Origin of the sequence: Maribacter sp. Hel_I_7 (assembly GCF_000688315.1) — a bacterium.
GTDB lineage: Bacteria > Bacteroidota > Bacteroidia > Flavobacteriales > Flavobacteriaceae > Maribacter > Maribacter stanieri.
The window spans coordinates 1,343,114-1,355,555 of the sequence record NZ_JHZW01000003.1; the positions used below are offsets into that span (position 1 = coordinate 1,343,114).

A 12,442-nucleotide genomic window follows, 5' to 3' on the forward strand; every position below is an offset into this window, starting at 1 on the left:
AAAACAATAAGGTGTACATCCTCCTCAGGCAATAGGTTATAATAATGGTTTTTAGTAATTTTATAGCCTTAAACTATATACATGACCATTACTCAATTACAATATGTACTTGCTGTTGCAGAATATAAGAATTTCACCCTTGCTGCCGAGAAAAGCTTTGTTACTCAGCCCACTTTAAGCATGCAAGTTCAAAAGCTTGAGGATGAGTTAGATATATTACTTTTTGACCGAAGTAAAAAGCCTATTACAATTACTGAAGTAGGTAAGAAAATAGTGGCTCAGGCAAAAAATATTGTTAACGAAGCTGCACGTATCAAAGATATTGTAGAGCAAGAAAAAGGGTATATAGGTGGGGATTATGTGTTGGGAATTATACCAACTATAATGCCCACATTATTACCAATGTTTCTTAAGAGTTTCATTCAGAAATATCCAAAAGTAAACCTTATCATTAAGGAACAAAACACAGAAAGTCTTATACAAAATATTGAAGACGGTCACATAGATGCTGCTATTGCCGCTACTCCATTAGAAGTTGATTTCATTACAGAGAGGCCTTTATATTATGAACCGTTTGTAGGGTATGTACCTAAAGAGCACCGTTTGGGAAATAGCACACAAATTACTCCTGATGATTTAGATATTGAAGATATTTTACTTCTACAAGATGGTCATTGTTTTAGAGAAGGTGTTCTTAACCTTTGTAAAGCCCCAAAAATTGGCGGCGATCATTTTAGTTTACAAAGCGGTAGTTTTGAGACACTTATAAATCTTTCGAATGAAGGACTGGGTATGACCCTTCTACCCTATTTAAATACTTTAGAACTTGACGATGTTAAGAAAAAGAACCTAAAATATTTTAAAGATCCTTCTCCTGCACGTGAGGTAAGTCTTATATATCATAAAAAAGAACTTAAAGTACAGATTACAGAGGCATTAAGAGATGTTATTACTGGTATTGTACGTGGAGCTATCGCTTTTCAAGATGTGAAAATCATTAGCCCGATTAACAAATAATTAGCTACTCTTTATTAAATCTATACAAACAACCTTCTATACAGATAGCAGGGTAAGATGGTGATAGCGTTAATCTGGTTTTACTTTCATTAAAGTCTGCGCTATAGCCTAATGTATCTTTTTTCCCTTAGGTAATAAAATATAGATACAACTCTTCTTCTGTAATTTCGTAAGTACCGGAATCTAATAGGTTTTTATCGTAATCTGTTCTTTCATAATTTCCAAATTCATTGAAGAAGTACCGATACCCTTCTTCCACATCTTTCCATTCTGTAGCACCACCAGGACTGACATATGACTCATACAGCAACCACTCACCAACTAAACTTGTGTCATCTATAGGTGTATCATCAAAAGGCATGTCGTCATTTTGACATTGCATTAAGAATAAAAAAAATATTGAAATCAAAAATCTAATTGCCATCTGTGTTTTTTTATAAAAGATGACCAAACCATCTAAAGGTTGCTTAAAAAAAAAGAGCCACTTAAAGTGGCTCTTTTATTATGCTTTTAAATAAACTAAACTTTGTTGTAATTCTGGTTTATCTGTAATGTAACTTTCTAACCAGACTTTTAATTCTTCCACCTCTTCAGGTAGTAACGTCATTATGGCTTTCTTTAATTCTTTGCAGAAAAGCAAGGTATCAAAACTAACCTTTTTAAGTACTGTTTTACTATACTCTAGCATTGACTTAGACATGTTGTTGTTAGATTAATATATTTGTTGTTGTATAAAGGTAAACAGAAATGCATGTCGAATATTGTATATAAAAAGTTAAAGTAATACTCTTCGTGTTAAATTTTTATCGCATTAATAAGTATTCTATTTTGTACATTCGAATTCATGAAAAATTTTCTTTTTATAGGCATTATAATATTATTACTGTCTGCCTGTGTTTCAAAAAAATCTATTATCAGAAAAGATTTTGATAATCAGCTTTCTTCTTCATTTTATAATAATCAATTTACAGGTATCTTAGTCATAGATGCTGATACAAAAGATACCATCTACAATCATAATAGTCATAAATATTTTATACCTGCCAGCAATACCAAAATCTTTACATTATTTACGGCACTAACTATTTTACCAGAAAAAATACCCGCATTAAAATACATCAATACCAACGATACTTTATATTTTGAAGGTACAGGTGACCCATCATTTCTTCATCCTTATATAAAAGATTCATCTGCATTAAATTTTCTGAGAAACCAGAAAAATGTAGTCTACGCTGTAGGGAATTTTGAAGATGAAAAATATGGACCAGGTTGGGCTTGGGACGATTATCAATGGTACTACTCTCCAGAGAAAAGTATACTCCCCATTCATGGAAATGTAATAATGGCTTATAAAACAAATGCCCTACAGGTATCACCTACTTTTTTTAAAGACAGTATTCTAGAGTTGACCAACAAAAGAAACAGGAATGAATTTTCTAATGTATTCTATTATTCTCCTGAGTCTAGAGATACTTTAGAGACGCCTTTTATTACAAGCACGATAACTACAAGATCAATCTTAGAAAAAATATTAAAAACAAAAGTGGGTATCACCGCTAGCATGCCATTGGGTAAGAAACAAACCTTATATAGCGTGCCTTCAGATTCTCTTTATAAAAGGATGATGCATGAAAGCGATAATTTCATAGCCGAACAATTGTTACTAATTTCTTCATCACAATTAAACGATACCTTAAATAGTAAAGCTGTACGAACTCATATATTAGAAAATGACTTAAGTGATTTAAAACAAGAACCTAGATGGGTTGATGGATCTGGACTTTCACGTTACAATTTATTCACTCCGCAAAATATGGTTGCTGTTTTAGACAAATTGCACTCACAAATTCCGCAAGACCGTTTGTTCTCCATCTTCCCAGCTGGTGGAAAATCAGGCACCTTAAAAAATAGATTTGTTGGTGAAGAGCATCCGTACATCTTTGCCAAATCGGGTAGTTTAAGTAATAATTATTGTCTTAGTGGCTACCTAGTAACAAAATCAGGTAAAAAATTGATTTTTAGTTTTATGAATAATCATTTCAGGGAACCAGTATCCGAAGAAAGATTACGTCTAGAGCAAATGTTACAAATACTTAGAGATAAGTATTAAGCTATTATTTTATAACTACATGTTTAGCGTATTTCTCCTTTAAAAATTTAATTTTAGGTGATATGTGTGTTTTACAAAATGGCTTCTCCGTATCACTGAAATAGTAATTTTGAAATTGTTCTTGAGATGATGTAAAAGCCCCGAATGGTATAATGGATGTAATTATAGGTTCATCGAAATCCTTTTGCAACTCCCTCATAATTTCCGCTAAAACAGACTCTTCTTTCTTTTCAAAAAAATAAATACCAGACCTATACTTATTTCGCATAGAATGGTTTTGGGTACTACGGTGAGAATCTAAATGAATAGCTACAAGGTCTTCTAATGCTATAATATCCTGATTGAAATGTACGATAACAGCCTCAGAAAAATCTTCTATATTTTCTTTTGGGGAAATAAAGCCCTGAGCTACTTTGGTTACACCACGTAGGGACATAAAAACAGCTTCGGTACACCAATGGCAACCACCGCCAAACCCGACTTTATACAAATTTTGCATATTAATTAGGTCGAATTAAAATGCTTAAACTAACCCGTTCAATTTTGCATGCTGCAATAACATTATAGTTTTAGCGTCTTTAATTTCTCCACTAGCCACCATCTTCATAGCTTCATTAAAATCTAGCTCCAAAACCTCAATATTCTCTGTTTCATCGTCTGCACCACCACCATCACTAACTTTCATACTTTCATCATACTCTCCAACAAAAAGATACAATATCTCGGTCACCGAACCTGGTGACATGTAAGTTTGAAATACCTTCTGTACGTTACTTATTTTATAACCGGTTTCCTCTTCGGTTTCTTTGCGTACACAATCTGCTGGGTTATCTCCATCTAAAAGACCCGCACATACCTCTATCATCATTCCGTTTTCATTACCATTTACATATGTAGGCATTCGAAATTGTCTGGTAAGCACAACAGTCTTCTTTTCAGAGTTATACAATAAAATAGCTGCTCCATTACCACGATCGTAAGCTTCACGTTCTTGAATTTCCCAACTACCATCGGGCTTTTGATACTTATAGGTGTATTTATTGAGTGTATACCAGTTATCTGATAAAATTTCTCTTTTAATTTCTTTTAAATTTTTATTTGGCATCTGAAAATCTATTTAACTATACTTTAATTTTTAGCTAACATAATTTGAAACCTACTAAGATACACCTCACAAACTATTAATCAGACTAAATTATTATATGCGGAAATCCAAAAAATCTAGATAAATCTCATTGTAATTATTTTAGTGATAAAATTGTAACTTAAGTTTTCAAAACCAAACCTATGAAATTTCTAACTTCTACTTTCTGGACTATTGCTTTAAGTCTACTATTATTGAATGGATGTAAGATTGCTACAAAAGAATACGGCACCATGTTAATTCATGGCGGTCCGATTTACACTGTTGATTCAGTACAAACAACAGTTGAAGCTGTAGTTACGAGAGATAGAATTATCCTTTTTGCCGGAAAACTCGAAGAAGCCGAAAAGTATAAAAACGAACAAACCCAAGTCATCGATTTAGAAGGGAAAACTATGACTCCGGGATTGATTGAAGGACACGGACATTTTATGGGCTTGGGATACAATGAATTGGAGCTAGATTTGATAAATACGACAAGCTATCAAGAAATCGTAGATGCAGTGGCCGAAAAAGTAAAAACCGTCGCCCCAGGTGAATGGATCTTGGGTGCAGGTTGGCATCAAAGCAAATGGGATTCATTACCAATAGATGCTGTAAATGGATTTCAAAGACATGACCTGTTAAGTGCTGCAACTCCAAATAACCCTGTGTTTTTGAGCCATGCCAGTGGCCATGCAGGTTTTGCAAATGCCAAGGCTATGGAAATAGCGGGAATTGAGATATTACCCAAGGATGGTATTGATAAATTACAAGTCGAAGGTGGTGAAGTAATGCGCGATGAACTAGGAAGACCTACCGGAATTTTCAATGAGCGAGCACAAGGTCTGATCTGGCAGCAGGTTCCTGAAAGCACTCCCGAGCAAAATAATAAAGCATTTGAACTGGCGGTAGCAGCTTGTCACAGAAACGGTATTACTGGTTTTCACGATGCAGGTATCGGTCGGGAAACAATAGCATTGTACGAACAAATGAAAACAGCAGACAAAATGAAAGTTCGTTTATATGGTATGCTCACCGGACGGGACAAAGAATTACTTGGCGAATGGTATGAAAAAGGACCGTTGGTTGATCCTGATAATTTAGTGACCATACGTTCCGTGAAATTAAATTGTGATGGAGCTCTAGGGTCACGTGGTGCTTGGTTATTAGAACCGTATACAGACCGACCAGGACATTTTGGACATGAAACTTTACCTATGGAAATGGTTCTTGAAACTGCCTTAAATGGTTTGCGAAAAGGCTTTCAAGTATGCTCCCATGCTATTGGTGATCGTGCCAATAAAGAAATTTTAGACCGTTACGAAACTGCCTTTGAAGAATTGCCCGATTTAAAAACTGATCATCGATTTCGAATAGAACATGCCCAACATTTACATCCTGATGATATTCCCCGTTTCGCACAACTAGGTGTAATACCTGCCATGCAAGCCATTCATTTATCTTCAGATAGGTCTTGGGCCATTGACCGTTTGGGAGAAAAACGAATTAAAGAAGGTGCCTATATGTGGCAAGCCCTTCTAAAAAGTGGTATACCTATTGTAAATGGTACCGATGTACCGGTAGAGCCACTAAATCCGATTGCGAGTTTATATGCCAGTATCAGTCGTAAAACATTAAAGGGTTTACCTGAAGACGGTTATGAACCGGAACAGAAAATGACTAGGGAGCAAGCCTTAAAATCGTATACGCTTGATGCTGCCTATGGCGCTTTTGAAGAAAGTATTAAAGGAACGATCACTGCTGGTAAACTGGCTGACTTTACTATTTACAATCAAGATATAATGACCATACCGGAAGATGAATTCTTAAAAACAGAAATAGCTATGACCATTTTTGATGGTAAAGTGGTTTTTAAAAAAGATGAATAATTTAAGTTTAACCTAAACTCCATTTATTTCCCACTTCAGATAAGGGTTTACATGGTACATATTTTCCAGGTATGGGGTCATAACTCAATACATTTTTGCCAATTTCTTCAGACGTCATAAATGCCCAAATAGCCATAGATTTCATAGACCTATAAAAACCGATGCTTTCTTGCGGACCAACTGCTGCACCCCAAACTCCGGAACCAAATTTACCAGAAATCTTTTCTGCCTCTTTCAACACCTTGATGCTATCTTCGGTATTCAAATTGATAAAAATATCGCTGTAATTCTCTTTGCAATTCTCATTAAAAGCTGCAATAGCAGCTCGCAAACTATCTTGCCCTTCTTTATCATACGTTTTGGCAATCACCTTATCTATAAAGATATCAGACTTCACATCTAATGCCCCTGGGGTATCTGTTCTTGGTAAAATAATATCTACCAGCTTTGAAATAGTTTTTGCTTCTACATCGGTAAAGTATAACGGTTTCCAATCTAATCTGGTTTCCGTTTTACACGATTCAAATAAGGAAAGTATGGAAGGCATTAAAATTGTTGCTCCTGCAAAAAGTCCTGTTTTTTGTAACGCTTTTCTTCTGTCCATTGCTTAGATATTTAATTTTTTTAATTCTGATACTGCGTGATTTGCAGCTCTGGCCGTTAATGCCATATAGGTTAACGACGGATTTACACATGATGAGGATGTCATACAAGCACCATCGGTTACAAATACATTTTTAGCGGCATGCACTTGATTAAATCCATTTAAAATAGACGTTTTTCGGTCATGGCCCATACGTGCAGTTCCCATTTCATGAACACCATAACCTGGTGGATGCTCATTGTCAAATCCTAAAACATCTTTAACACCGGCTTTGGTTAGCATTTCAACCGCATCTTCCTGTATTTGTTTATTCAATGCCTTTTCATTTGCTTTAAACTCAGCATCAATCGTTAAGGTAGGTTGCCCCCATTTATCTAAAACATCCGAATTCAAGGAAATTTTATTATCATGATAAGGCAAACATTCAGCAAAACCAGTGATGAACATTTCCCACCCCCCTGGCTTTAAAATACTATTTTTATAATCTGCACCGAAGGCTTCAATATTTGCAGGATTACCACCTCTATAAGCGCCGCCTTGATATCCGAAACCACGTAAAAATTTATCTGACTTGCTTTTTTCATCGATATTTACATATCTAGGAATGTAAATTCCGTTCGGTCTTCTTCCTTTATAGTATTTATCATCAAAGCCGTCAACTTTTCCCATCGCTCCAACTCTATACGTGTGATCCATAAGATTGTGCCCTAGCTCTCCACTATCATTTCCTAAACCGTTTTCAAATCGATTAGACTTAGAATTCATTAAAATTTGTGTTGTGCTTAAAGTGGATGCGTTTACAAAAATAATTTTAGCTGAATACTCAATAGCCTCGTTTGTTTCTGAATCTATAATACGAACTCCTGAAGCTTTTCCTTTTGCTTCATCATAAATTAAAGATTGTACTATTGAATAGGGGCGAATAGTTAGATTGCCTGTAGCATTCGCCGGTGGTAAAGTTACTGCATTGCTACTAAAGTAAGCGCCATAAGGGCACCCACGGCTACACCTATTTCTATTTTGGCACTGACCTCTACCATTATGAGGTTGAGTTAAATGAGCCACCCTACCAATCGTCATATTTCTACCTGCAAACTGTTCTTCAATTCTAGCTTTTACATGTTTCTCAACACAGTTAAGCTCCATCGGCGGTAAAAAATGACTATCTGGTAATTGGGGTAATCCTAATGCTTCACCACTTATTCCTGCAAACTTTTCTACGTAGGTATACCACGGCTCAATGTCTTTATAACGAATAGGCCAATCAACACCATACCCATCCTTCGCATTTGCCTCAAAATCTAAATCGCTCCATCTATAGGTTTGTTTACCCCACAATAGTGACTTACCACCCATTTGGTGACCACGTAACCATAAAAACGGTTTCTTTTCGGTATATGGGTTAGCCTTATCATCTGCCCAAAAATGTTCGGTATCTTTACCGACCCATCCTGAGCGGATGTTCTTATAATGTTTCTCTTTTTCTTCTGGTGTTAGTCCGCCCCTAAGTTCCATATCCCAAGGGTCTAAATTCATGGTTGGATAATCGACTACATGCTCTACAATTGGACCGCGCTCCAATACCAAGGTCTTTAAGCCTTTCTCACAAAGTTCTTTTGCTGCCCATCCACCGCTAATTCCTGAACCAATAACTATAGCATCATAGGTTACCTCTTTTTTAGCGTTAATATTAAAATTTGCCATTAAAATGTTGCGTTAGTTTCTTTCCTAAAATACTAAATAGTGGTCTAAACTTAATATTTACGGATTATTCTTAAGATTATGAGAAATTTTACCAACCATAACCAACTATTATATAATCTTAGTAATACTGTTTTTATTAGGTAATACTTATGATTTAGATTTTAATTCAATAAACCATAAAAGTTCGAAAGCCTTTTCGTTAAAAAGTGCAGAAAATTGCTTAACACTATCATTAATAGCTTCAAAATGGTCATCTAGCAAAAACTCTTGCCATCTAAAAGTCTTTTCATTTATCTTTTCGATACGAACTCTAAACTACCAACTACCTTGAAAACATTTTACATTTACTTCATTTTACTTTTAGTTCTAATTACATCTTGTAAAAAAGACCAAAAGACCAACACCACTAAAGAGTTACCAAAAATAGCGATTGCAGGTTTAGGTATTGAAAGTAGCACCTTCTCACCTGCCCTTTCAACAGAAGAAGCTTTTCATGCAAAAGTGGGAGATTCCGTTTTTACGAGATACCCGTTTCTGCAAGTAGATTCTGTGAATAGAAATAGAGCAGAATGGGTACCTACGTTAGTAGGTAAATCTTTACCAGGCGGTACAGTTACAAGAGAAGCTTATGAATCATTAGTAACTAAAAGTTTACAACTATTAGAGGAGAATAAACCTTATGACGGACTCTTCTTTGATATACACGGAGCAATGAGCGTTGTGGGGCTAGATGATCCAGAAGGCGATTTAATAGCTCGTATTCGTGAAGTAATTGGTGATGATGTATTAATTTCTACGTCGATGGACTTGCATGGAAATGTATCGGAACGACTTGCTCAACATACCGACTTAATTACTTGCTATCGTATGGCTCCTCATGAAGATGCTATTGAATCTAAAAAGAGAGCGGTAACCAATTTAATTGACCGTTTAGAAAACGGTAAAGGAAAACCAGCCTATAAGGCTTGGGTTCCTGTTCCAATTCTATTACCAGGCGAAAAGACGAGTACACGTATTGAGCCAGGTAAAAGTTTATATGCCAAAATACCAGATATTACGAAGCAAGACGGAGTTATTGATGCCGCCATTTGGATTGGGTATGCTTGGGCAGACGAACCACGTAACCATGCCGTTGTAATGGTTACGGGTGATAATAAAGAAAAGGTTGAAAAAGGTGCCGAAAAATTAGCTCAAAGCTTTTGGGATGTTCGTAATGAATTTGAATTTGTAGCACCTACAACTACCTTAGATGAAAGCTTAAAATTGGCATTGGCAAGTGATAAGAAACCTTACATGATTAGTGATATGGGCGATAACCCAACGGCTGGAGGTGCTGGTGATGTTACTTGGACCCTAAAAGAGCTATTGGCTAGACCTGAGTTTAAATCAACAAAAGGCAAATCTCTAATCTATGCATCTATACCCGGACCAGAATTTGTTGAAAAAGCAATGGAAATAGGTGTTGGAGGAAAAATTAAAGCCAAAGCAGGTGCTGCAGTAGATCATAGATTTGCAGGTCCAATTTTGTTAGACGGAACTATTACTGCCATTAAAGAAGGCGATACCAATGCCGAAGTTGAAGTAGTTGTTAAGGTTGGAAATATTGATGTTATAATCACCAAAAAACGGAAGCCATACCATCATTTAAGTGATTTTACAAACTTAGGATTAGACCCTAAAAATGCTGATATTGTTGTCGTAAAAATAGGCTACTTAGTACCCGAATTGTACGAAATGCGAGGCGATTGGACCATGGCGCTTACTCCCGGCGGAGTAGATCAAGACCTTAATCGTTTGGGGTATAAAAGAATTAAAAGACCAATGTTTCCATTAGATAGTTTGATGACTCAGCCAGATTTAACACCAAGGTGGATTCCTGCAGCGGACGCTGAATAATTAAACTGTAAGCGCTTTATTTAAATAACGCCTAAACGGAAGCATTTCTTTATAGGCGTTAATTAACTCATCATCAAAATTAGCTTTATTGGTTTCCTTTGTTGAAAACTCTTGGAATACGGCAAAGGTCTTGTTCTTAAGTAATTCTATATGCTTATGATCTTTGGCAAAGCCTTTAGGTGCGTTTGTTAGTTTCGCATCTTCATAGAGGTCTCCGAAACGAGTTTTGAAGGATTTCTTATTTAAGATTTTCACTAATTCCTCTCCGTCGTAATCTATGGCATCGCGAATGCTGCGTAATACTTTTGACTCAGGTCTCCATAATCCTCCAGCAAAAATGCAGCGGTCAGTACCTAGTTCAAAATAGAAATCTGCTGTCTTTGGTTTCTTATCAAACCCAGCACCAAAATGGTCTTTATAAACAGGTTTATTGGGATGAAACATCAAATTATTATTGATACGGTTAATTCCTTTTTTACCAGGTGTATCATAATATTCATTATCAATAGTAGCTAGTCTTGTATTCATACTATTTAACCAACCAATATATTCATCGCGAACTTGCTTGTACCATTTTCTATTGGCATCCATCCAATCTTTTGAATTGTTTTTCTGAAGTTCCTTGAGAAAGGCTATTTGGTTTTTGAAGTTCATTATCAATTTGATTATTAACTATATTGACAGGATTAACGCAAGAGAGATTTAAAATCATCTCTGTTTTACGCCAAATTAGCAAATAGAAATCAAAATAGCTTTAAAACTTCTTTGTTCCTTCAAAGGTTCAGTAGTAACCCATGTTCTCCTTTAAATTCAAAAAAATGTTCTATGATTCTGTATTTGTTTCTTGTTCAATACTTTACTTTTTATCGTTGAAGTCTACAAATAGAAAAAGACACTAAAACCCGAACTTTTTTACCGTCATTATTTAAGGCCTGGCTTCTAATATCAAATTAAAAGGCGTTTCCACAGCGCTCTTAAATCTAGAAAAACCACCTTTGGTGATGACATCTTTCAGTCTCTTTTCTCCGGCTTGTGCGCCTAAAGCCAGTCCTACTTCTTGATTTAGTGAACACGGTGTGCAAAGCATTGTTGAGAAAGCGTAAAAGGCTCTACCTACAGGATTCAAGTTTTCTTCTAAGGAATCTTTTGCAAAAGGCTCTACAATCATACAAGTACCATCAGGTTTTAAGGCTGCCTTGGTGTGTGCACATGCACCAACAGGATCTCCCATATCGTGTAAGCAATCAAAATACGCGATAAAATCATAATCGTTACCTGGAAAATCTTTAGCTGTTGCCACTTCAAAAGATATATTAGATAAACCAGCCTCCTTAGCTCTTTCTTTTGCTTGTTCGATGGATGCTGCATGAAAATCAAATCCAATAAAGGAAGAATTAGGAAATGCTTTTGCCATTATTATGGTAGAAGCTGCATGTCCGCATCCAATATCAGCTACTTTGGCCCCTTTCTCTAATTTTTTGACAAGACCTTCCATAGCTGGAAGCCAACTAGAAATTAGGTTTCCTTCGTAGGAAGGACTAAAAAATTTTTCTGTTCCGCAGAATAGGCAATTGTTATGATCTCCCCAAGAAACTCCCTCCCCTGTTTTAAAAGCTTCTTCTATTTTTGGCTCATCGTGGTATACTGAAGCAATGGCATAAAATGCTCCTGTCATAAAAACAGGACTCTTTCTGTTTCCAAAAACCATAGTTTGCTCTGGCGTCATAGAAAATGTTTGTGTATCGGCATGATATTGTACATAGCCAGATGCCGCTTGTGCCGATAACCATTCTCTCACATACCTTTCAGCGGTATTGGTTTTGGCAGCTAATTCATTAGATGATAAAGGGTCTGATTCTGATAGCGTAGTAAAAAGACCAAGCTTGTCTCCAATTGTAATTAATGGACCGTTAGCTGCAGCACCCATTTCAGTTACTACTTTACCTAGTAAAGCGTGTAATTTTTCTTCATTTAATTCCATAAGATAGTATTTTAAATGGTTTATTTATATTGACAATATTGGTTGCCTATTGCAATTCGAATAGAGAAAACTGTTTGCTAAACAAGTTGAGGGAAGTTGTATAATGTTAGCA

12 protein-coding genes are annotated in these 12,442 nt (G+C 35.9%); 4 read left to right on the forward strand and 8 right to left on the reverse strand.

Features of this window, described 5'->3' with window-relative positions:
* The first annotated feature begins 81 nt into the window (after positions 1–81).
* Positions 82–1,017, forward strand: coding sequence for a LysR substrate-binding domain-containing protein (locus P178_RS0117610; RefSeq protein ID WP_027067469.1), 936 nt, complete (start codon positions 82–84; stop codon positions 1,015–1,017).
* Between the two features lie 127 nt (positions 1,018–1,144).
* Here the strand turns inward: P178_RS0117610 and P178_RS0117615 are convergent, their stop codons facing one another.
* On the reverse strand, positions 1,145–1,441 hold the full coding sequence (locus P178_RS0117615; RefSeq protein ID WP_027067470.1) for a lipocalin family protein: 297 nt from the start codon (positions 1,439–1,441) through the stop codon (positions 1,145–1,147).
* A gap of 78 nt (positions 1,442–1,519) precedes the next feature.
* Entirely contained in the window at positions 1,520–1,717 is a 198-nt protein-coding gene (locus P178_RS0117620) for a hypothetical protein (protein ID WP_027067471.1), read from the reverse strand.
* A 144-nt stretch (positions 1,718–1,861) separates the two neighbouring features.
* On the opposite strand from P178_RS0117620, the gene P178_RS0117625 reads away from it, so the two are divergent.
* Positions 1,862–3,130: a D-alanyl-D-alanine carboxypeptidase/D-alanyl-D-alanine-endopeptidase gene (locus P178_RS0117625; protein WP_027067472.1), complete on the forward strand. Its 1,269-nt coding sequence runs from the start codon at positions 1,862–1,864 to the stop codon at positions 3,128–3,130.
* Positions 3,131–3,134: 4 nt separating this feature from the next.
* Here the strand turns inward: P178_RS0117625 and P178_RS0117630 are convergent, their stop codons facing one another.
* Both P178_RS0117630 and nudK read right to left on the reverse strand, forming a co-directional pair.
* Positions 3,135–3,629, reverse strand: coding sequence for a peptide-methionine (S)-S-oxide reductase (locus P178_RS0117630; protein ID WP_027067473.1), 495 nt, complete (start codon positions 3,627–3,629; stop codon positions 3,135–3,137).
* 24 nt (positions 3,630–3,653) lie between these two features.
* Positions 3,654–4,235, reverse strand: coding sequence for a GDP-mannose pyrophosphatase NudK (nudK, locus tag P178_RS0117635; RefSeq protein ID WP_027067474.1), 582 nt, complete (start codon positions 4,233–4,235; stop codon positions 3,654–3,656).
* 182 nt (positions 4,236–4,417) lie between these two features.
* Here nudK and P178_RS0117640 point away from each other — a divergent pair, with 182 nt between their 5' ends.
* Positions 4,418–6,145, forward strand: a complete 1,728-nt coding sequence (locus P178_RS0117640; protein ID WP_027067475.1) for an amidohydrolase — start codon at positions 4,418–4,420, stop codon at positions 6,143–6,145.
* Between the two features lie 7 nt (positions 6,146–6,152).
* Here the strand turns inward: P178_RS0117640 and P178_RS0117645 are convergent, their stop codons facing one another.
* Together P178_RS0117645 and P178_RS0117650 are read right to left on the reverse strand one after the other, a co-directional pair.
* Positions 6,153–6,749, reverse strand: coding sequence for a gluconate 2-dehydrogenase subunit 3 family protein (locus P178_RS0117645; RefSeq protein WP_027067476.1), 597 nt, complete (start codon positions 6,747–6,749; stop codon positions 6,153–6,155).
* Between the two features lie 3 nt (positions 6,750–6,752).
* Positions 6,753–8,453, reverse strand: a complete 1,701-nt coding sequence (locus P178_RS0117650; protein WP_027067477.1) for a GMC oxidoreductase — start codon at positions 8,451–8,453, stop codon at positions 6,753–6,755.
* Positions 8,454–8,822: 369 nt separating this feature from the next.
* Between P178_RS0117650 and P178_RS0117660 the strand changes: the two genes are divergently transcribed.
* Positions 8,823–10,349 (forward strand): M81 family metallopeptidase, encoded by a 1,527-nt coding sequence (locus P178_RS0117660; protein ID WP_410477215.1) that lies wholly within the window; start codon positions 8,823–8,825, stop codon positions 10,347–10,349.
* On the opposite strand, the gene P178_RS0117665 is transcribed toward P178_RS0117660, so the two are convergent.
* A complete protein-coding gene (locus P178_RS0117665) occupies positions 10,350–11,003 on the reverse strand; it encodes a DUF2461 domain-containing protein (RefSeq protein ID WP_027067479.1) in 654 nt (217 codons plus the stop codon).
* A gap of 271 nt (positions 11,004–11,274) precedes the next feature.
* Entirely contained in the window at positions 11,275–12,330 is a 1,056-nt protein-coding gene (locus tag P178_RS0117670) for a class I SAM-dependent methyltransferase (RefSeq protein WP_027067480.1), read from the reverse strand.
* Positions 12,331–12,442 lie beyond the last annotated feature (112 nt).